This window comes from Bradyrhizobium sp. 139 (genome assembly GCF_023074175.1).
Taxonomy (GTDB): domain Bacteria; phylum Pseudomonadota; class Alphaproteobacteria; order Rhizobiales; family Xanthobacteraceae; genus Bradyrhizobium.
The window spans coordinates 1-20312 of record NZ_JADPKS010000139.1; the positions used below are offsets into that span (position 1 = coordinate 1).

General features: G+C 64.6%; 17 protein-coding genes. 8 read left to right on the forward strand and 9 right to left on the reverse strand.

Annotated features, from left to right (window positions below; all coding sequences use genetic code 11):
- Positions 1–102: 102 nt before the first annotated feature.
- Together IVA80_RS30700 and IVA80_RS30705 are read right to left on the reverse strand one after the other, a co-directional pair.
- The gene (locus tag IVA80_RS30700) at positions 103–1683 is read right to left on the reverse strand and encodes a fatty acid--CoA ligase (protein WP_247438500.1); all 1581 of its coding nucleotides are present in this window, start codon (positions 1681–1683) and stop codon (positions 103–105) included.
- 230 nt (positions 1684–1913) lie between these two features.
- A complete protein-coding gene (locus tag IVA80_RS30705) occupies positions 1914–2786 on the reverse strand; it encodes an SDR family oxidoreductase (protein WP_247438502.1) in 873 nt (290 codons plus the stop codon).
- 105 nt (positions 2787–2891) lie between these two features.
- Between IVA80_RS30705 and IVA80_RS30710 the strand changes: the two genes are divergently transcribed.
- The 4 genes from IVA80_RS30710 (at position 2892) to ppc (ending at position 8853) form a co-directional block, all read left to right on the forward strand.
- On the forward strand, positions 2892–3701 hold the full coding sequence (locus tag IVA80_RS30710; RefSeq protein WP_247438503.1) for a crotonase/enoyl-CoA hydratase family protein: 810 nt from the start codon (positions 2892–2894) through the stop codon (positions 3699–3701).
- A 127-nt stretch (positions 3702–3828) separates the two neighbouring features.
- Positions 3829–5373, forward strand: coding sequence for an acyl-CoA synthetase (locus IVA80_RS30715; RefSeq protein WP_247438504.1), 1545 nt, complete (start codon positions 3829–3831; stop codon positions 5371–5373).
- Positions 5374–5533: 160 nt separating this feature from the next.
- On the forward strand, positions 5534–5938 hold the full coding sequence (locus IVA80_RS30720) for a YccF domain-containing protein (RefSeq protein ID WP_247438506.1): 405 nt from the start codon (positions 5534–5536) through the stop codon (positions 5936–5938).
- 122 nt (positions 5939–6060) lie between these two features.
- Positions 6061–8853, forward strand: a complete 2793-nt coding sequence (gene ppc / locus IVA80_RS30725; protein ID WP_247438508.1) for a phosphoenolpyruvate carboxylase — start codon at positions 6061–6063, stop codon at positions 8851–8853.
- Positions 8854–8919: 66 nt separating this feature from the next.
- Here the strand turns inward: ppc and IVA80_RS30730 are convergent, their stop codons facing one another.
- The 4 genes from IVA80_RS30730 to IVA80_RS30745 form a co-directional block, all read right to left on the reverse strand.
- Complete coding sequence (locus IVA80_RS30730; RefSeq protein WP_247438510.1) at positions 8920–10089, reverse strand: SMP-30/gluconolactonase/LRE family protein; 1170 nt, start codon at positions 10087–10089, stop codon at positions 8920–8922.
- 115 nt (positions 10090–10204) lie between these two features.
- On the reverse strand, positions 10205–11119 hold the full coding sequence (locus IVA80_RS30735) for an SDR family oxidoreductase (RefSeq protein WP_247438512.1): 915 nt from the start codon (positions 11117–11119) through the stop codon (positions 10205–10207).
- Positions 11120–11284: 165 nt separating this feature from the next.
- Positions 11285–12424 (reverse strand): thiolase, encoded by a 1140-nt coding sequence (locus tag IVA80_RS30740; RefSeq protein ID WP_247438514.1) that lies wholly within the window; start codon positions 12422–12424, stop codon positions 11285–11287.
- A 3-nt stretch (positions 12425–12427) separates the two neighbouring features.
- Positions 12428–12841 (reverse strand): Zn-ribbon domain-containing OB-fold protein, encoded by a 414-nt coding sequence (locus tag IVA80_RS30745; protein WP_247438516.1) that lies wholly within the window; start codon positions 12839–12841, stop codon positions 12428–12430.
- Between the two features lie 176 nt (positions 12842–13017).
- Here IVA80_RS30745 and IVA80_RS30750 point away from each other — a divergent pair, with 176 nt between their 5' ends.
- The 4 genes from IVA80_RS30750 (at position 13018) to alkB (ending at position 16586) form a co-directional block, all read left to right on the forward strand.
- Positions 13018–14367 (forward strand): amidase, encoded by a 1350-nt coding sequence (locus IVA80_RS30750; protein ID WP_247438518.1) that lies wholly within the window; start codon positions 13018–13020, stop codon positions 14365–14367.
- Positions 14360–15046 (forward strand): DUF2848 domain-containing protein, encoded by a 687-nt coding sequence (locus IVA80_RS30755; RefSeq protein ID WP_247438520.1) that lies wholly within the window; start codon positions 14360–14362, stop codon positions 15044–15046. Before IVA80_RS30750 ends, IVA80_RS30755 begins: the two co-directional genes overlap by 8 nt.
- A 116-nt stretch (positions 15047–15162) precedes the next feature.
- The gene (locus tag IVA80_RS30760; RefSeq protein ID WP_247438522.1) at positions 15163–15909 is read left to right on the forward strand and encodes a 2OG-Fe(II) oxygenase; all 747 of its coding nucleotides are present in this window, start codon (positions 15163–15165) and stop codon (positions 15907–15909) included.
- Positions 15910–15932: 23 nt separating this feature from the next.
- Positions 15933–16586: a DNA oxidative demethylase AlkB gene (gene alkB, locus IVA80_RS30765; protein WP_247438524.1), complete on the forward strand. Its 654-nt coding sequence runs from the start codon at positions 15933–15935 to the stop codon at positions 16584–16586.
- A gap of 167 nt (positions 16587–16753) precedes the next feature.
- Here the strand turns inward: alkB and IVA80_RS30770 are convergent, their stop codons facing one another.
- The 3 genes from IVA80_RS30770 to hpaD are packed head-to-tail and all read right to left on the reverse strand — an operon-like array spanning position 16754 to position 20242.
- Positions 16754–18379 carry a thiamine pyrophosphate-dependent enzyme gene (locus IVA80_RS30770; RefSeq protein WP_247438526.1) on the reverse strand — a complete coding sequence of 542 codons (1626 nt, stop codon included), beginning with the start codon at positions 18377–18379 and terminating at the stop codon, positions 16754–16756.
- Positions 18380–18401: 22 nt separating this feature from the next.
- Positions 18402–19259, reverse strand: a complete 858-nt coding sequence (locus IVA80_RS30775) for a fumarylacetoacetate hydrolase family protein (RefSeq protein WP_247438527.1) — start codon at positions 19257–19259, stop codon at positions 18402–18404.
- On the reverse strand, positions 19259–20242 hold the full coding sequence (gene hpaD / locus IVA80_RS30780) for a 3,4-dihydroxyphenylacetate 2,3-dioxygenase (RefSeq protein ID WP_247438529.1): 984 nt from the start codon (positions 20240–20242) through the stop codon (positions 19259–19261). Before hpaD ends, IVA80_RS30775 begins: the two co-directional genes overlap by 1 nt.
- Between the last annotated feature and the right edge of the window lie 70 nt (positions 20243–20312).

Consider the following 20312-nt stretch of genomic DNA (forward strand, 5'->3'; position numbering starts at 1 on the left):
GCCTCTCCTCACATCCGCTGCCGACAGGCCACGCCTTGACGGCCGCAAGCGCGGCGTCATGCTTGCGGAAATCGGGGGCCATACTTAATGGTTGCTACGCGATCAATTCACCCGCCGATCCTTCCCCGCCCAATACGGCTCCCGCAACTGCCGCCGCAAGATCTTGCCCGAGGGATTGCGCGGCAGCGCCGACAAAAACTCCACGCTCTTCGGGGACTTGTAGCCGGCGATCCGCTCGCGGGTGAAGTTGATGATGTCGGTGGCGGTCGCCTGTTTGCCTGGCTTCATCACCACGACGGCTTTCACGGCTTCGCCCCATTTGTCATCGGGCACGCCGATCACGGCCGCTTCCGCGACATCAGGATGATCGCACAGCGCGCTCTCGACCTCGGCCGGATAGATGTTCTCGCCGCCGGAGATGATCATGTCCTTGATTCGGTCGTGGATGTAGAGGTAACCGTCCTCGTCCATGTAACCGGCGTCACCGGTGCGCAGCCAGCCGTCGCCGCGCAGCGTCGATGCGGTCGCCTCCGGCAAATTCCAGTAGCCGGCCATGTTTGAGCCCGAGCGCGTCGCGATCTCGCCGACCTGGCGCGGCGGCAGCGGCTCGCCGTCGGCGCCCAGGATCGCGATCTCGATGCCCGGCAGCGCCTTGCCGGCCGAGCGCATCCGCTCCAGCCCCTCGACGTGATCCTCCGGCGGCAACGCGACGATGGTGCCGGTGGTCTCGGTCATGCCGTACATCTGCACGAAGCCGCATTTGAAGATTTCGATGCATTCCTTCAGCAGCGCCGCGGGAATCGGCGATGCGCCATAGAGCATGTATTTCAGGCGCGAGAAGTCGACGCTTCTCGCGCGAGGCTGTCGCACCACGAACTGCATCGCAGCCGGCACCATGAAGAGTTTCGTGATCCCGGACTGTTCGAAGAAATCCAGCACCCTGGTCGGATCGAACTCGCGTGCGATGACGCCGCGGGCGCCGTGATAGAGCCCCATCACGCCCCAGCCGGAGCCGCCGATGTGGAAGATCGGCATGGCCACCAGCGATACATCGTCGGTCGACCACCGGTTCCACTCCGGTTTTTCCGCGGCATTGCCGGTCTGCACGAGGTTGAGGAAGTTGGCATGCGACAGCATCGCGCCCTTGGGCTTGCCTGTCGTGCCTGACGTGTAGAGCTGGATCGCGATGTCCTTGGTATCGATCGGCACCCTGGGATTATCGCCACCCTGCGCATCGCGCCATGCGATAACATCCTGCCATTCCGGCGCGTCGCTTTCGGTGGTGATGATCGTGCGCACGCTGGGCAACTGATCCTTGATCTGCCGGACTTGCGCGATGAATTCCGGCCCCACGAACAGCACCGGCGCCTTGCAGTCGCCCACGATGAAAGCGACCTCGGGGCCCGCGAGCCGCCAGTTCACCGGTGCCATCACCACACCGGCCTTCATCGCGCCCATCAGCAGCTCGAAATAGATGTCGCTGTTCTTGCCGAGATAGGCTATGCGTTCGCCCTTCTTCACCCCCATGGCAATCAACGCGTTTGCGACCTTGTTCGTGTTCACGTCGAACTCGGCAAAGCTGGTGACGCGGCCTTCGAACTCAAAGGCGATCGCATCGCCGCGGCTCTTCGCGCGCTCGCGCACCATGTCGGCGAGATTCGCCAATGGCTGTGAGGTGGACATGTTTCTCCCGTAGGCGTTTTGTTTTTATGCCGCGGAGTGTGACGTCATCCGGCCGCAAAGACAATACGGGAGAGCGGCAAACGTCTCGGTGTCCCGGATGCGCTGCAGCGCTCTCGCGCTGCCGCGCAGAGCCGGGACCCACTCTTCCCGTTTGTGCAAGACAGCTGGGCCCCGGCTCAGCAGCGCACCACGCCGAAGGCGGCGCGCTGCGCTGCATCCGCGGCAGGCAATTACCCTCTCTTGGCCCGATCCTTCTCGTTCTGCGCCATGATGCTTTCGCGCGCGGTTTTCCAGTCGTCGTCGCTCCAGTCGCGGAGCTGGTAGAAATTGCCGCCCATCGCGAGTGCCTGGGCGCCGTCCATCGCGATCGTCTCGCCGGTGATCCAGTCGCAGCCGCCGGAGATCAGGAACACCGCGAGGTTCTGCAACTCCTCCATGGTGCCGACGCGGCCCATCGGATTCATCGCCTTGGTGCGCGCGCCGGCTTCGTCGCCCGGCTTGATGCGCTTGCTCATCCCTTCGGTCGGAATCTCGCCCGGCGCGATGGTGTTGAGGCGGATGCCGTAGCGGCCCCATTCGGTCGCAAGCGACATGGTCATGGCGTGGATCGCCGACTTGCTCATCGCGGACGGCACCACGTAGGGCGAGCCGTTGCGCACCCAGGTTACGGTAATCGAGACGACGTTGCCGGGCTGCTTCAAGGCGATCCAGCGCTTGCCGACAGCATGCGTGACATAGAACGTGCCGTGCATGACGATGTTGGCGACGGCATCGAAGCCGCGCGGCGAGAGCTCTTCGCTGCGTGAGATAAAATTGCCGGCGGCGTTGTTGATGAGATCGGTGAGGGGGTCATCGCGAAAGATGTTTTCGATCATCTCCTCGACCGCGAGCGCATTGCGAATGTCGACGCCGTGGCTGGTGACGCGGCCGCCATATTGATCCATCAGTTCGGTGGCGGTCTCGTCGCAGACGATTTTGCGCCGGCCGCAGATGTGCACCTCGGCGCCGAGCTGGAGGAAGCGCGCCGCCATCGACTTGCCGAGTCCGGTGCCACCGCCGGTAACTAGGATGCTCCGGCCGGCCAGAAGATTTTCCTTGAACATGACTGTTCCCCCCGCACGGATTGTCGGTTAATTGGTCGATTGACTAAATCCGGCCGCCGTCTTCCTGTAAAGCGGCACTGAACAAGAACAGGGGAGAATTCATCCATGGAAGAGCGCGTCTCGATCTCGATCTCGGAAGGCGTCGCCGACGTGCGTCTGGTGCGCGCGGACAAGATGAATGCGCTCGATCAGGCCATGTTCGAGGCCCTTGTCGCCGCAACCGACCGGCTTTCGAAGGAAAAGGGCGTGCGTGCGGTGGTGCTGTCCGGCGAAGGCCGCGCCTTCTGCGCCGGTCTCGACATGGGGCGTTTCGCCGCCATGCAGGAGAAGGGCGGCAACGGAATTCCGGGTGGCGAAAATCGCGATCCCACCGCCCGCACCCACGGCCAGGCGAATTTTCCGCAGCAGGCGGTGTGGGGCTGGCGCCAGCTGCCGGTTCCGGTGATCGCAGCCGTGCATGGCGTCGCCTTCGGCGGCGGCTTCCAGCTCTCGCTCGGCGCCGACATGCGCTTTCTCTCAGCCGATGCGCGGATGTCGGTGATGGAGATCAAATGGGGCCTTGTGCCCGACATGGCCGGCACGCCGATCCTCGCAACTCTCGTCCGCGACGACATTTTGCGCGATCTCACCTACACCGGCCGCATCTTCTCCGCCCAGGAGGCGATGGCTTACGGCCTCGCCACCCGCATCTGCGATGACCCGCGCGCTACGGCTCTGGAAGTTGCGCGCGAGATCGCCGGAAAAAGCCCTGATGCAATCCGCGCGGCGAAACGCCTGTTGAATAATCTCTCCGTTGATCCGGGCCCCGCGCTGCTCGCCGAGTCCATCGAGCAGCAGAAGCTGATCGGCAGTGCGAACCAGACGGAAGCAGTGCGCTCCAACCTCGAGAAGCGCGCGCCGACGTTCGCAGACTGACATTCTCTCCGTCATGGCCGGCCATCCACGTTCTTAGCCCATGGCGACGAAGCAAGAACGTGGATCGCCGGGACAAGCCCGGTGATGACGACGAACTGGCACCGCAGCTAACAACAAAGAAAAACAGATGAGCGAAACGTCCCAATTCCGCGGCATCGTCTCCGGCGAGCGCCGCCGTGCTCACGCCGAGGTCGCCAATCGCGCCGACCGCATCGCTTCCGGTCTTGCCAAGCTCGGCGTCAGGCAGGGCAATTGCGTCTGCATGCTGATGCGAAACGACATCGCCTTCCTCGAGGCAGCCTACGCCGCGATGCGGCTCGGGGCCTATGGCGTACCGATCAACTGGCATTTCAAGCCGGAGGAGATCAACTACATTCTCAGAGATACCGGCACCTCCGTGCTGATCGCACATGCCGACATGCTGCATGCCTTGCGCGATGCAATTCCAAAGGGCGTCACCGTGCTCAGCGTGCCGACGCCACCGGAGATCCTCTCCAGCTACAAGATCGATCCGGATCATTTGAAGACACCGGATTTCGCGATCGATTTCGAGCCATGGCTCGCGGCATTCCAGCCCTATGACGGCCCGGTCGTGCCGCAGCCCATGAACATGATCTACACCTCGGGCACAACAGGCCATCCCAAGGGCGTGCGGCGTAACGCGCCGACGCCGGATCAGCAGGCCGCTGGCGAACGCATGCGAGCGATGATCTACGGGCTGAAGCCCGGTGCGCGCGCGATCCTGCCGGGGCCTCTCTATCACTCTGCACCGAACTCGTTCGGCATTCGCGCGGGAAAGCTCGGCGGCGCGCTGGTGCTGATGCCGCGCTTCGAGGCGGAAGAATTCCTTGAGCTGATCGAGCGCTACAAAATCGACACCATCTTCATGGTGCCGACCATGTTCATCCGCCTGATGAAGCTGCCGGACACCGTGCGCAAGAAGTACGACGTCTCGTCGCTGCGCCATATCATCCATGCCGCCGCGCCGTGTCCGGCCGACGTCAAGCGCGCCATGATCGAATGGTGGGGGCCGGTGATCTATGAATTCTACGGCTCCACCGAATCCAGCGCCGTCACCTTCGCGACCTCCGAGGATGCGCTCAAAAAGCCCGGCACGGTCGGCAAGATTTCGCCCGGCGCCGAGCTGCGGGTCATCGGCGAGGACGGCCGCGTGCTGCCGGTTGGCGAGATCGGCGAGATCTATTCCCGCATGGCCGGGATGGCTGACTTCACCTATCACAACAAGCCGGAAAAGCGCGCCGAGATCGATCGCGACGGTTTCATCACCTCCGGCGACGTCGGCTACGTTGACGCGGATGGTTACGTCTTCATCTGCGACCGCAAGCGCGACATGGTGATCTCCGGCGGCGTCAACATCTATCCGGCCGAGATCGAATCCGTGCTCCACGCAGTGCCCGGCGTACATGATTGCGCCGTGTTCGGCATCCCCGATGCCGAGTTCGGCGAGGCGCTGATGGCGGTGGTCGAGCCGCAACCCGGTATCACGCTCGATGCCGCCGATGTCCGCATCCGGCTGAAGACGTCGCTCGCCGACTACAAGGTGCCCAAGCACATCGAGATCCGCACGGGTCTGCCGCGCGAAGACTCCGGAAAGATCTTCAAGCGCCGCCTGCGCGATCCCTATTGGGAGCAGGCGGGACGGAAGATCTAACCCAGATTCGTAGCCCGGATGGAGCGAAGCGTAATCCGGGACCGGCATCGCCCCATGCGCGGCTGATACCCGGATTGCGCTGCGCTCTATCCGGGCTACGCTTCTCGTGTTTAACCTCGGTCATGCTATACAAACAGGATCATTGACTGCGGATCATCCCATGGCTCCCGTTTCCATCCTGCTCAATCTGCTCTGGATTCTCATCGGCGGCGCCTGGATGGCGTTCGGCTGGCTGGTCGCGGCGGTCATCATGGCCGTCACCATCATCGGCCTGCCCTGGGCGCGGGCGGCGTTCAACATCGCCGTCTACACGCTGCTTCCGTTCGGCTCGCGGGCGGTCAATCGCTATGAGGTGACCGGTGTCGAGGATATCGGCACAGGCCCGCTCGGGGTGATCGGCAACATCATCTGGTTCGTGCTGGCCGGCTGGTGGCTGGCGCTCGGCCACCTCGTGACGGCGCTGGTGCTGGCCGTCACCATCATCGGCATCCCCTTCGCCTGGGCTCATCTGAAGCTCGCCGGCATCGCGCTCTGGCCGATCGGCAAGGTGATCGTGCCGGCCTAGCCGAAACCAACGATAGCCCCTCTCAGTGTGCGCCGCCCCCAACTTCACCTTGCGCTGCGGCAAAAAACTTGCACACTCGGCTGAGCCGGGCAGCCAAGCGAGCTCGAACAAGGAAGCGAGCCATGTCCCTCCAGACCGTGCCGTCCGAAGCCATTGACCACCGTCCTAACCGCCCCGAGGACGTCCAGGCGCTGGAGGCAGATGCACGGCTGCGGGACGACATCCGCCTGCTCGGACGCATCCTGGGCGATACCGTGCGCGATCAGGAGGGCGCCGAATTGTTCGATCTGGTCGAGCGCATCCGCCAGACCTCGATCCGATTCCACCGCGACGAGGACCGGCTCGCCCGCCGCGAGCTCGAGCAGATCCTCGACAGCATGTCGACCTCCGAGACGGTGCGGATTGTCCGCGCCTTCAGCTATTTCTCCCATCTCGCCAACATTGCCGAGGACCAGAACAACATCCGCCAGATGCGCGCCCGCAGCGCTGTTAACGGCTCCGGCGTGCTGGCGGAGACGCTGTCCCATGCGAGGGACGCCGGGATCGGCTCCGATGGACTGCGCAATTTCTTCAAGACCGCGCTGGTCAGCCCGGTCCTGACCGCGCATCCGACCGAGGTCCGCCGCAAGAGCACCATGGACCGTGAGATGCAGGTCGCGGCCCTGCTCGACCGCCGCGAGCGTGTCGCGCTGACCGCGGACGAGGCGGCCGCCAGCGACGAGCAGCTTCGCCGCGAGGTGCTGACCCTGTGGCAGACCAATCTGCTCCGCCGGACCAAGCTCACCGTGCTCGACGAGGTCGCCAACGGCCTCTCGTTCTACGATTACACTTTTCTCCGCGAGGTGCCGCGGCTGGTCAACGCGCTGGAGGACCGGCTGGAGGAGGGCGACGAGCATGCGAGCAGCGAACTAGCCTCGTTCCTGCGCATGGGGAGCTGGATCGGCGGTGATCGCGACGGCAATCCCTTCGTCACCGCCGACGTGATGCGCGGGACGCTGCGGCTCCAGTCGAGCCGCGTGATGCAGTTCTATCTCGAAGAGCTGCACGTGCTCGGCTCGGAGCTGTCGATCGCAGCGCATCTCGCCGACGTGTCCGAGGAGCTGCGAACCTTGGCCGAGCGCTCGCCCGATACCTCGCCGCACCGGAGCGGCGAGCCTTATCGCCTCGCGGTCTCCGGCATCTATGCGCGCCTCACCGCCACGGCCGAAATGCTCGAGGTCGAGATCACGCGCCGGCCGGTCGGCAAGGGCAGGCCTTACGAGAGCGTCAATGAGCTGCAGGCCGATCTCGACGTGCTGCACCGCTCGCTGATCTCCAACAACGCCCGCGTCATCGCCCGCGGCCGGCTGCGGCTGCTGCGCCGCGCGGTGGACTGCTTCGGCTTCCATCTGGCGCGGCTCGACATCCGCCAGAACTCCGCCGTGCACGAACGCACCATCGCCGAGCTGATGGACGCCGCGAGTCCCGGTACGTCCTATCTCGCACTCGGCGAAGATGCCCGTATTTCGCTGCTCACCAACGAGTTGCGCAGCACGCGCTCGCTGGTGTCGCCATTCGTCAAATACAGCGACGAGACGATGGGCGAGCTCAACGTCTTCCATGCCGCCGCGGAGGCGCATGCGAAGTTCGGCTCGGACGCCATTCCCCAATGCATCATCTCGATGTGCAAGGGCATGTCCGACATGCTCGAGGTCGCGGTGCTGTTGAAGGAGGTCGGCCTCGTCCATCCTTCCGGACGCAGCGCCATCAACATCGTGCCGCTGTTCGAGACCATCGAGGATTTGCAGGCCTCCAGCAGCATCATGGACCGCATGCTGTCGCTGCACGATTATCGGCGTCTGGTCGACAGCCGAGGCAGCGTGCAGGAGGTCATGCTCGGCTACTCCGACAGCAACAAGGACGGCGGCTTCGTCACCTCGGGCTGGGAGCTCTACAAGGCGGAGATCGGCCTCGTCGACGTGTTCGAGCGCCACGGCGTACGGCTGCGCCTGTTCCACGGCCGCGGCGGCTCGGTCGGCCGCGGCGGCGGCCCGAGCTATGACGCCATCATCGCGCAGCCCGGCGGCGCCGTGAACGGTCAGATCCGCATCACCGAGCAGGGCGAGATCATCTCGTCGAAATATTCCAACGCCGAGGTCGGCCGCAACAATCTGGAGATTCTCGCCGCCGCGACGCTGGAGGCCAGCCTCCTCCATCCACGCCAGAGCGCGCCGCGCCGCGAATATTTGACCGCGATGGACGAGCTTTCAAATCTCGCCTTCAAGGCTTATCGCGGCCTCGTCTACGAGACCGACGGCTTCGTCGATTATTTCTGGGAATCCACCGTCATCAACGAGATCGCGACGCTCAACATCGGCAGCCGCCCGGCCTCGCGCAAGAAGACCCGCGCGATCGAAGACCTGCGCGCGATTCCCTGGGTGTTCTCATGGGCACAATGCCGCCTGATGCTGCCGGGCTGGTACGGTTTCGGCAGCGCGGTCGAGCAGTGGATCGCAGAGCATCCCGACCAGGGCATGCCGTTCCTGAAAGAGCTCTACAAGGAATGGCCGTTCTTCCGCATGCTGCTCTCGAACATGGACATGGTGCTGGCGAAGAGTTCGATCGCGATCGCCTCGCGCTATGCCGAGCTCGTGCCGGACGAGGCGCTCCGCGAAAAGATTTTTGGCCGTATCCGCCGCGAATGGCATTCCTGCATCGAGACGCTGCTCGACATCATGGGCCAGGACCGGCTGCTCCAGGGCAACCCGCTGCTGGAGCGCTCGGTGCGCCACCGCTTCCCTTATCTCGATCCGCTCAACCACGTGCAGGTCGAGCTGCTCAAGGAGCACCGCGCGCAGAACCCGGACGAGCAGGTGCTGCGCGGGATTCAGCTCACGATCAATGGCATTTCGGCCGGGCTGAGGAACACGGGTTGAGGGGGCGAGTAGCGAACAGAGGGCGTGTCGCCGCCAACTATTCGCTACTCCTCACGCGCTATTCGCTCACGGCTTCATTGCGCCCTGCACACTTGTGTAGACGGCATAGAGCGACGTCGAGCCACAGATGTACAGCCTGTTTCGCTGCTGACCGCCGAAGCACAGATTCGCCACTGTTTCCGGAATGTGAATCTTGCCGAGCAAATCGCCCGACGGCGTATAACAGCGCACGCCGTCTTCGTTCGGATCGCCCCAGCCCACCGAACACCACACTCGTCCTTCGGTGTCACAGCGGACGCCGTCGGTGATGCTCGGCTTTGGCATCTCTGCAAAGACCTTGCTGTTCGATACCTTTCCCGCCGTCACGTCGAGGTCGAAGGCGCGGATATGCGATGGATTGTCCGGTCCGTCCGTGAATCCGGTCTCGCAGATGTAGAGCTTCTTCTCGTCGGGCGAGATGGCGAGCCCATTGGGCTCCACAAAATCGTCGACGACGACCTTGACATCTCCGGACTTCGGATCAACCCGGTAGACGTTCTTCTTCTCCTGCTCGGGCTCGGCCTTGATCCCTTCATAGAAGCCGCCGATGCCGTAGGCGGGGTCGGTGAACCAGATCGCGCCATCGGCAGTGACGACCGCATCGTTCGGCGAGTTCAGCCGCTTGCCGTTGAATTTATCGGCGATGACGGTGATCGAGCCGTCAAGTTCGGTCCGCGTCACGCGCCGGCCGCTGTGCTCGCATGTGATCAGGCGTCCTTCGCGATCGATGGTATTACCGTTCGAGTTCATCGAGGGCTGACGGTAGACGCTGACGTGACCGTCATCCTCCGAGAAACGCATGATGCGGTTGTTGGGAATGTCGCTGAACAACAGGTATCGTCCGGCCGCGAAATACACCGGCCCCTCGGCCCAGCGGAAACCGGTTGCAACGCGCTCAACGGCCATCGTGCCGGCGAAGGCCGGAAAACCGGGGGGGCCGAATGATGGCGGCCCCTTCTTGGCGGATTCCAGATGGGAGTCAGGGTAGCGGCTGCCGGGTAGCGGTCCCAGGGGCAACGGCTCGGTTGCTTGCGTTGGCGCGCCGGTCTGGCCGAATGGTGCGACGGTTGCCGCCGAAGCGGCCTGTGCTCCAATGCTCGTCGCCGCAAGCGCCGCCGCTGCGCCCTTCAGGACGGTGCGGCGGTTGGGGTCGCCCGCGTTGTTCTCGTTTTGTGGAAAGGTCAGAGGTCTTGCCATGATTTCCTCCCGGATTTTGTTTGGAAGGAAACCATTCGCCCGCAATCGGGCGTAATGCGGGCGATCTCCGGCCGGACAACTGGAGATCGCAACGCAGCAATAGCTGGAATTCCGTCTAGACGGGATCCCACGGGAAGATGTCAGCCGAGCGGTCGAGCTTGTAGAATGAGCCCTTCAGCGCCGGCATGCCGTGTTCCGCGATCGACTGCGGCGTCCAGCCCTCGCTCCGATGCACCGAGCGCAGCGGACGATTCTGGCTGAACAGGAACAGCTCGTTCATGCGCGCGCCAAAAATCTGCCCGGTAACGTCCTTGGCGGTATCGGAGAGCAGGTAGGCACAGATCGGCGCAATCTTCTCCGGTCCCATCTGCTTGATCTTCTCGACGCGCGCCTTCTCGGCCTCGGTCTCGGTCGGGATGGTGCCGATCATGCGGGTCCAGGCGAAAGGCGAGACGCAGTTGGAGCGGACGTTGAAGCGGCCCATGTCGAGCGCGATCGACTTCGACAGGCCGATGATGCCGAGCTTGGCGGCCGCGTAATTGGCTTGTCCGAAATTACCGATCAGGCCGGAGGTCGAGGTGAAGTGCACGAAGGAGCCGCTCTCCTGTTCGCGAAAGATCCGCGCCGCGGCGTGCGAGACGTAGAACGAGCCCATCAGGTGAACCTTGATGACTGCCTCGAACGCTTCCACGCTCATCTTGTGGAAGATCATATCGCGCAAAATGCCGGCATTGTTGACGACGCCGTCGAGCCGGCCGAAATGATCGGTCGCGGTCTTGACGATCTTGCTGGCGGGGATCGCTTCCGCCACCGACTCGAAATTGGCGACGGCGGTGCCGCCGCGCTTCTTGATTTCCTCCACCACTTCCTCGGCAGGGGATGAACTCGTACCGGCGCCATCGGCGGCGACGCCGGGGTCGTTGACGACGACCTTGGCGCCTTCCGCCGCGCAGAGCAGCGCAATCTCGCGTCCGATGCCGCGGCCCGCGCCGGTGACGATGATGACCTTGTCTTGCAGTGATTTTGTCATGTGGGTTCTCCGCTATGCGCTCCAATTTCCGTCGTCATTCCGGGGCGCGCCTCTTGGCGCGAGCCCAAATTCCATTTCTCCAGCTCGCCTGCCGCCCGATGGATTCTCAGATGCGCAATTGCGCATCATAGCGGTCGCTTGCGCTCCGCCCCGGAATGACGGGCCTTATCTCTCGTTCGTAAACACGATCGTGCCTGACGCCGCGAACATACCGCCGACGCCGTGACACACTGAAATTGTCGCATTTGGCACCTGTGCCGGCGCGATGCCGCGCATCTGGCGCACGCTCTCCTGGAGCGCGTACATGCCGTACATGCCCGAATGCATGTAGCTCAATCCGCCGCCATTCGTGTTGAGCGGCAGCTTAGCCCCGGGGCGCGTGTTGCCGTCTGCGATGAACCTGCCGGTCTCCTCATGCGGCATGAAGCCGAGGTCGCCGAGGCCGAACAGCGGCAGATGCGCGAAGGCATCGTAGATCATGAGATGATCGACGTCCTTGTGTGCGATGCCGGCCTCCTTGAAGGCGAGGGGTCCTGCGGTCTTGAACGCGCGCGAGGAATTAAACGTCTCCATCTGGCTCACCATCGGCGTCTCCACGCTCTCGCCGGTGCCCATGATGTAGACGGGCTTGCGCGGAAAATCCCTGGCGCGGTCGGCCGAGGTCAGGATCAGCGCGCCGCCGCCGTCGGTGACGAGGCAGCACTGAAGAAGGCGCAACGGATAGGCGATCATGCGCGAGTTGAGGACATCGGCAACCGTGATCGGGTCCTTCATCATCGCGCGCGGATTCTTCGCCGCCCATTCCCGCTGCACGACGGCTACTGAGGCGAGCTGCTCGTGGGTGATGCCGTAGGTCTTCATGAAGCGCAGCACGGGGATCGGGAACATGCTCGGCGGGCCGTAGACGCCGAACGGCGCCTCGAACTGGCCTTGCAGGCTGTCCGCGGGGATCGAGCGCGGCGCCTTGCCGATCATCGACTTGCCGCTCTCGGCATGGGTGATCAGCACGGTCTTGCACAGGCCGGCCTCGATCGCTGCCGCCGCATGGCGGACGTGGAGCATGAAGGAGCAGCCGCCGACCGAGGTGCCGTCCGCCCAGGTCGGCTTGATGCCGAGATAGTGGCAGACCTGCTGCGGCGTCTCGACCGCGGTGGCGAAGCCATCGATATCCGACAGCTTCAGCCCGGCATCGGCGATGGCATTGAGCGCCGCGTCCGCGTGAAGCTGGAGCTGCGACATGTTGGCGATGATTCCGAGCTCGGTGGTCTCGGCCGCGCCAACGACGGCAACCTGGTTGCTGCGCATGGTTTACCCCTTCGCCGGACGGAAGACGGGGAGGGTGATGGTGTCGTCGAGCTCCTGGAACGCGACTTCGAGCTTCATGTCGAGCTCGAGCGCTTCCGGCGTCTGCGGGCAGTCGATGATGTTGCTCATCATCCGCGGCCCCTCGGCAAGCTCGACCACCGCGATCGCGTAAGGCGGGGTGAAGCCGGGCGCGGCGGGACGGTGGTTGATCACGTAGCTGTAGAGGAAACCCCTGCCGCTCGCCTTGAACGTGCTGACCTTGCGCGAGGCGCAGGACGGGCAGAACGGGCGCGGCGGGAAATAGACATGCGCGCAGGCGTCGCAGCGCTGCAGGCGCAATTCGCCCGCCTTGGTGCCGTCCCAGAAATGCTGGGTCTCCGGCGTCGGTTTTGGTCGCGCGCGCTGCGGTTCGGCCATTTGGCTGGTCCTCCCAGGCGGCAGGTTTCAAGCCCGCCCGTTTCGATCTTGATGCGACAATCGACCATGGCGCGTCAACGGTCCAGCAATCCGCATGCATGCCATCATGCGCACAATGCTTGTGTCGAACTGATGCGGCGCTATAGATTGCGCGCGCAATATTCCGTGAGACAGACATGCCCGATTTTCCGACACTGGCGAAGCTCGCCGAAGACCTCGAAAGCGGCCGCACCACCTCCCGAAAACTGGTCGAGGCGTGCATCGCCAGGATCGTCGATCCGGCCGGCGAGGGCCAGCGCGCCTTCATCCATGTCGACAAGGACGCCGCGCTCGCCGCTGCTGACGCGATGGACGGCCTGCGCAAGGTGAAGGCGGTGCCGTCGCGTTATGCCGGTATCCCGGTCTCGATCAAGGATCTCTTCGACATCAAGGGTCAGGTGACGCGCGCCGGCTCCCGCGCGCTCGACGATTCCCCGCCGGCCGCGCAGGACGCGACAACGGTGGCGCGGCTGCGCAAGGCCGGCTTCGTCGTGATCGGCCGCACCAACATGACCGAGTTCGCCTATTCCGGCATCGGCATCAATCCGCACTATGGCACGCCGAAAGGCGTCTGGAACCGGGCCGAGGGCCACGTGCCCGGCGGTTCATCCTCGGGCGCTGCGGTCTCGGTGCACGACGGCATGGCACATGCCGCGCTCGGCACCGACACCGGCGGCTCCTGCCGGATTCCGGCGGCCTTCAACGGCATCGTCGGCTACAAGCCGACGCAGCGGCGCGTGCCGCTCGACGGCTCCGTGCCGCTATCCTTCTCGCTCGACAGCATCGGGCCGCTGGCGCGGTCGGTCAGGTGCTGTGCCATTCTCGATGCCGTGCTTGCGAACGAGCCGATCGCCCCGCTGAAGCCGCGGACGGTAAAGGGCATGCGGCTCGCGGTGCCGACCACGATTGCGCTCGACGATCTCGACGCGGAAGTGGCCGAAACGTTCGAGCGTGTGCTCAAGAACCTCGCCGATCATGGCGCGATCATCGAGCGCATCGAAATGGCCGAATTCCACGACATCGGCCCGATGAACGCCAAAGGTGGCTTCGCCGCCTCCGAAAGCTACGCCTGGCATCGCTATCTCATCACCGCCAAGGGCGACGTCTACGATCCCAGGGTCTCCGTCCGCATCATGCGCGGCGAGGCGCAGAGCGCGGCCGATTACATCGATCTCCTCAACGAACGCCGCTCGCTGATCGCGCGGGTGAATGCGCGGATCGCGCCCTATGACGCGCTCGCGCTGCCCACCACCGCCAACACGCCGCCGAAGATTTCCGATCTCGCCGATGACAAGGCGTTCACCAAGGAAAACTTGCGGGCGCTCCGCAATTGCACCCTCATCAACATGATCGACGGCTGCGCCATCTCGCTGCCCGCGCATCGCGAACGCGACGTTCCGGTCGGCCTGATGCTGGCGGGTGCGGGCGGATCCGACCGCCGTATTTTCGAGCTTGCTGCCGGCATGGAGGCCGTGATCCGTGTTTGACCTGACATTCACCGTCGACGCCCGGGACACCACAACACCGTTGACCCTCGAGATCGACCAGGCGGTCATCGCCGGGTGGACCGGCCGGGACGCGATCGCGCGCGACAAGCACATCGCCGAGCTGGAGGCCATGGGCATCGCGCGGCCTGCCTCGACGCCGATCTATTATCGCGTCTCGGCGCGGAGGCTGACCATGAAAGACCGCATCGAATGCACTGGAAACGATTCCAGCGGCGAGGTCGAGTTCGTGCTGATCGGCTGGCAGGGCCGCGTCTTCGTCGGCTGCGGCTCCGACCACACCGACCGCAAGGTCGAGGCCTACAACGTCACCGTCTCCAAGCAGATGTGCGACAAGCCGATCGCATCCACGCTGTGGGAGCTTGAGGACGTCATCGGCCATTGGGACAAGATGATCCTGCGCTCCTACGCCTGGATCAAGGGCGAACGCGTGCTCTATCAGGAGGGCACGCTGGACGCGATGCTGCCGGTCGACGATCTCATTGCGCGCGGCTTTCCGGGTGGGAAGCTCCCCGACGGGTGCGCCATGTTCGGCGGCACCTTTGCCGCCAAGGGCGGCATCCGCCCCGCCGACCGGTTCGAGTTCGAGCTCGAGGACCCCATGCTGAAGCGGACGATCAGGCACGGGTACGACGTGGTGACGCTGCCGGTGCTGGGTTAGGTTCCGTCCGGAAATCGGGTGGTTGTTACCGTCGAGATTTGCGACACACTCTCCGTCATTCCGGGGCGCGCCTCTTGGGCGCGAGCCCGGAATGACGGAGAGATAGGATGATCGCCATGGCAATCGCGAAACGCGCTCCCGCTGCCGATGAGGCCGTCGACATCGCCTCCCGCGTCGATGCCCTCGGCTGGCCGCAGATCACCGACGAACTCGACTCCCAGGGCTGCGCTGTCCTCAAGAGCCTGCTCACGCGGGACCAGTGCCGCGCCGTCACCGCGCTCTATCCTGATGATGCCAACTTCCGCAGCCGCATCGTCATGGGCCGCCACGGCTTCGGCCGCGGCGAGTACAAGTACTTCTCCTATCCGCTGCCTGATCTGATCGCGCAGCTCCGCCCGGCTCTGTACGCGCATCTGCAAGGCATCGCCAATCGCTGGAACGAGGCGATGGGGATCGACATCCGCTACCCCGCTGCGCACGCGGCGTTCCTCAAGCGGTGCCACGAAGCGGGGCAGGCGCGGTCGACGCCGCTGCTGCTGCAATATGAGGCCGGGGACTACAATTGCCTGCATCAGGACCTCTACGGCGAGCACGTGTTCCCGCTTCAGATCGCGATCCTGCTGTCCGAGCCGGGATGCGACTTCACCGGCGGTGAGTTCGTGCTCACCGAGCAGCGCCCGCGCATGCAGTCGCGCGCCGAAGTCGTGCCGCTGGCGCAGGGTGACGCGGTGGCTTTCGCCGTGCACCATCGTCCGGTACAGGGGACACGCGGCACCTACCGCGTTAATCTGCGCCATGGCGTCAGCCGCATCAGGTCCGGCCAGCGCCACACGCTGGGTGTGATCTTCCATGATGCCAAGTAAACCATGCCAAATGAGCGCGGCGATTGACGACAGACTTATTTGACAGCGCCGCCGAAGCGCAGCCCCCGCGCGAGGACATCGCCGACGGTGCCGTGCTGCTGCGCGGCTTCGTCAGGCCGATCGAGAGCGAGCTGATCGCGGCCGTGCGCGCGATCGTGGCGCAGTCGCCGTTTCGAAGGATGACCACCCCCGGCGGCTACCAGATGTCGGTGGCCATGACCAATTGCGGCGAGCGCGGTTGGATCACCGATCACACCGGCTACCGCTACGATCCGGTCGATCCGCGAACCGGCGCGCCCTGGCCCGCGATGCCGCCGGTGTTCCGCGATTTGGCCCGCCGTGCGGCGGAGCAGGGCGGGTTCACCGGCTTTGCGCCCGATGCGTGTCTCGTCAATCGCTACGAGCCCGGCACGCGGCTGTCGCTGCATCAGGACAAGGACGAGCTGGATATGTCCGCGCCGATCGTCTCGGTCTCGCTCGGGCTGCCGGCGACCTTCCTGTTTGGCGGCATGGCGCACAGCGACAAGCCGCGCCGGTTCCGGCTGGTCCACGGCGACGTCGTGGTCTGGGGCGGGGCTAGCAGGCTCGCCTATCATGGCGTCGCGCCGCTCGCCGACGGCGAGCACGCGCTGCTCGGCCGGAAACGGGTCAATCTGACTTTTCGCAGGACGCGCTGACCTTCCTTCTCCCCTTGTGGGAGAAGGTGGATCGCTGACGCGAAGCGGCAGCGAGACGGATGAGGGGTCTGTCTCCGCGGATAGAGACCCCTCATCCGCCTTCCCTTCGGGAAGGCACCTTCTCCCACAAGGGGAGAAGGGAAGAGTCCCGGAAGACGATGCTTCGATTACGGCTTCGGCGGGTGAATGAATGCCCAGGGGCTCACCTCGGAGTCCCGCGTCACCTCGACCGAAATCAGATACGGCCCGCCATGCGCGAGCGCCTTCTCCATCGCCGCCTTGAACTGATCCGGCGCCGCCACGCGTGCAGCTGCGACGCCAAAGGACTCCGCGAGCTTGACGAAATCCGGATTGACCAGGTCGGAGGCCACCACGCGGCCGTCGAAACGTTCGCGCTGGTCGCGGCGGACATTGCCATAGGCGTTGTTGTTGAACACCAGCGTCACCACGCCGATGTTGAACTGCACGGCAGTTGCAAGCTCCTGCACGCCGAACATGAAGCCGCCGTCGCCCGTGATCGCCACCACCGGCTTGTCGGGATTGGCGACCTTGGCACCGAGCGCCGTCGGAAAGCCGGAGCCGAGCGTGCCCTGATAGCCCGAGGTGATGAAGGTGCGCGGCTCGTAGATCGGAAAGCCGTACCAGGAGGCGAAGCCGAACTGCGACAACTCATCGGTGACGATCGCGTTCGCCGGCAGCACCTCGCGCAGGATGTTCAGGTACGCCATCTGCGGCTGGATGCGCTGGATGTCTTGTTGCGCGGCCGCGCTAGCCTCACGGATCGCGGCGCGGCGGCCGGCGGTCTTGCCGTAACCCGCCTTGCTGACGGCTGCGGCGAGATCGGCGGTTGCGGCCTTGGCATCGGCGATGATGGCGGTGTCCGAGATGAAACGCCGCATCTCGACCGGGTCGATATCGATGCGGATGCTCTTCAACCCGTCGGGACGATACGGCCAGCGCGACATGGTCGGCAGCTCCAGCCGCGAGCCGATGCCGATCATCAAATTGGTCTTCGGCCACAGCTTGTAGGCCGCCGCCATGGTCAGGCCGAGCTCATGCGCGTTGGAGACGATGCCGCGGCCGCTGCGGAAGGCGACGACAGGCGCGTCGATCATCTCGGCAAGCTCGAGGATTTCCTCGCGCGCATCGATCGCGCCGCTGCCGACGAAGATCATCGGCGCCTTGCTGGCCTTGATGAGCGCTGCCGCTTGCTTGATCATATCAGGATCAGGCAGCGGCGCGGGAAGCGGCTCCAGTACCTGCGCGGCCGCGGTGTCGGCGCGCTGGGTGAAGACATCCCAGGGCATTTCGACCGAGGCGGGGCCGCGCCGCCCGGACGTCATCTCCTGGAAGGCGCGCGCCACGACTGTCGGCGCGTTGCCGGGATACTCGATCCGATCCGCCCATTTCACATAGGTGCGCAGCGTCGCAAGCTGGTCCGGCATCTCATGCAGATGACCGCGCCCCTTGCCCAGAAACTGCGTCGGCACCTGGCCGGTGACGCACAGCACCGGCTCGTTGCAGCCGAAAGCGGTCAGCAGCGCCGCGCTGGCGTTGAGCACGCCGGGGCCGGGCACCACGCTGAACACGCCGGGCCTGCCGCTGGAGCGCGCATAGCCGAACGCCATGTAGCCGCAAGCCTGCTCATGCCGGGCGCCGATCACCTTGAGCTGGGCCTGGTGGAAGGCGTCGAACAGGCCGTAGACCTGCGCGCCGGGCAGACCGAACACGGTATCGACGCCATGGGCGACAAGGCCGCTTACGATCGCTTCGCCGCCGGTGAGGGTGGTCATTGCACTATTCCACTTCAATTGTTCAGGCTTCGTCGACGACACCGTTGCGCAAGCTTCCGATGCCTTCGGCCTCGACCTCGACGACATCGCCCGGCTTCAGATAGCGTGGCGGATCGAACCGCGCACCAGCGCCGGTCGGCGTGCCCGTGACGATGACGTCGCCGGGGACGAGCGTTGCGAAGGTCGAGATATAGCTGATGAGAGTGCGGAACGGGAACATCAGCCGGCTGGTGCGATCGTCCTGCCGCAGCTCACGATTGACATGCGTGGTGAGACGAACGTCCGCGATTTGCGATTCCTGCGTGTACGGGACGAGCCACGGACCCAGGCTGCCGCTGGAATCGAAGTTCTTGCCCTGCGTGACGTTGAACTTGGCGTGGCGCAGCCAGTCGCGTACCGAGCCTTCGTTGCAGAGGGTGACTGCGGCGATGTGATCAAGCGCGGCACTTTCCGGAATGTGCCGGCCGGCCTTGCCGATCACCAGCACGATCTCGCCCTCGTAGTCGAGCTGCACTGATGCGCGCGGGCGCACCAGCGGCGTGTCGTGGCCGACGAAGGAGCGGGGCGAGCGCATGAACATGCTTGGATATTTCGGCGCGTCCTGGCCGTCCTTGTACTCGGGATAGTTGACGCCGATGCAGATGATCTTTTCCGGCGCGGGCACCGGCGGCAGCCAGATGATATCACTGAGCGCATGATCCGGCGCGCGGCCGGCGGCTTCCTCGGCGAAGCTCGCAAGCTTCCCGGCCGCGATCACCTCGCGCAGCGTCGGATAGTCTTTCGCGTGACGTGCGGAGAGATCGACGATGCCGCCCTCGACGACGGCGCCATACTTGGTCGTGCCCTTCACGGAGAATGTGGCGAGGCGAGGGGATGTCATCAGTCGGCCACCAGCACGTCGGCCACGAATTTCGGCTCGCGCACGGCCTGGCCTGCGAAGGGCGAGCCCTGCTCGAACCAGGAGCGCGGGGCGGGCGCGCCCCACAATGTCTGGCGGCGCGGATCACGCAGCGACCAGCGCAGCGGCTCGTGGTCGTGATCGCCGCTGAAGTAATCGCTGGTGTAGAGCTCGAGCCGGTGTCCATCGGGGTCGCGGACATAGAGGAAGAACGCATTCGAGATGCCGTGGCGTCCGGGGCCGCGCTCGATGTTCTTCACGAAACCCTGCGAGGCCATGACATCGCAGAGATGGATGATGTTCATCGCCGTCGGCGTCCAATAGGCGAAGTGGTGCAGCCGCGGGCCCTTGCCGTTGGTGATGGCGAAGTCGTGGACATTGCCCTTGCGATGCATCCAGGCGGCGGCGATGCGCCCGTTCGGCCCGTCCTCCTCGGCGTATTCGGTGAGACGGAAGCCGAGCCGTGCGTAGAACTCGACGGTGTCCTGCACCTCGGCAGCGAACACGTTGAAATGATCGAGTCGCTGCGGATGGCAGCCCCGGTAGAGATCGTAGCGGCGCAGCAGATGCGGCCGCCGGTCCATCGTCGCATAAAGCTCGATCTGAAAGCCGAAGGGGTCGGTGAATTGCAGGGTGCGGCCCTGGAACGGCTGGTCGACGAAGGCGTAGCCGAGCCCGTTCTCGGACAGGAACGCGGCGGCCTTGTCGAGATCCCCGTCGTTGCCGACCTTGAAGCCGAGGCGGTTGCAGGCAGGCACGGCCGCCTTGCGCAGCACCAACGAGTGATGCTGATGCTCTTCCGCCGCGCGCAAGTAAACGACGTTGTCGTCGGCATCCTCGACATGCAGGCCGACGGTGGTCTCGTAGAACTTGCGGCTGAGCTTCAGGTCGGTCACGTCGAGCACGACGTGGCTCGAGCGGATGATGTTGAACGGCGGCTCGAAGATATGTTGCGGTACCGGCATTGCGTTTCCCTTCGATCGGTCATTCCGGGGCGGCTCGAAGAGCCGAACCCGGAATCCATCGCGCAGCAGA

Bases quoted from the DNA above. Each gene is read 5' to 3' on its own strand.
- IVA80_RS30700 (WP_247438500.1), bottom strand. From the start codon at position 1,683: ATGTCCACCTCACAGCCATTGGCGAATCTCGCCGACATGGTGCGCGAG.
- IVA80_RS30705 (WP_247438502.1), bottom strand. From the start codon at position 2,786: ATGTTCAAGGAAAATCTTCTGGCCGGCCGGAGCATCCTAGTTACCGGC.
- IVA80_RS30710 (WP_247438503.1), top strand. From the start codon at position 2,892: ATGGAAGAGCGCGTCTCGATCTCGATCTCGGAAGGCGTCGCCGACGTG.
- IVA80_RS30715 (WP_247438504.1), top strand. From the start codon at position 3,829: ATGAGCGAAACGTCCCAATTCCGCGGCATCGTCTCCGGCGAGCGCCGC.
- IVA80_RS30720 (WP_247438506.1), top strand. From the start codon at position 5,534: ATGGCTCCCGTTTCCATCCTGCTCAATCTGCTCTGGATTCTCATCGGC.
- ppc (WP_247438508.1), top strand. From the start codon at position 6,061: ATGTCCCTCCAGACCGTGCCGTCCGAAGCCATTGACCACCGTCCTAAC.
- IVA80_RS30730 (WP_247438510.1), bottom strand. From the start codon at position 10,089: ATGGCAAGACCTCTGACCTTTCCACAAAACGAGAACAACGCGGGCGAC.
- IVA80_RS30735 (WP_247438512.1), bottom strand. From the start codon at position 11,119: ATGACAAAATCACTGCAAGACAAGGTCATCATCGTCACCGGCGCGGGC.
- IVA80_RS30740 (WP_247438514.1), bottom strand. From the start codon at position 12,424: ATGCGCAGCAACCAGGTTGCCGTCGTTGGCGCGGCCGAGACCACCGAG.
- IVA80_RS30745 (WP_247438516.1), bottom strand. From the start codon at position 12,841: ATGGCCGAACCGCAGCGCGCGCGACCAAAACCGACGCCGGAGACCCAG.
- IVA80_RS30750 (WP_247438518.1), top strand. From the start codon at position 13,018: ATGCCCGATTTTCCGACACTGGCGAAGCTCGCCGAAGACCTCGAAAGC.
- IVA80_RS30760 (WP_247438522.1), top strand. From the start codon at position 15,163: ATGGCAATCGCGAAACGCGCTCCCGCTGCCGATGAGGCCGTCGACATC.
- IVA80_RS30770 (WP_247438526.1), bottom strand. From the start codon at position 18,379: ATGACCACCCTCACCGGCGGCGAAGCGATCGTAAGCGGCCTTGTCGCC.
- IVA80_RS30775 (WP_247438527.1), bottom strand. From the start codon at position 19,259: ATGACATCCCCTCGCCTCGCCACATTCTCCGTGAAGGGCACGACCAAG.
- hpaD (WP_247438529.1), bottom strand. From the start codon at position 20,242: ATGCCGGTACCGCAACATATCTTCGAGCCGCCGTTCAACATCATCCGC.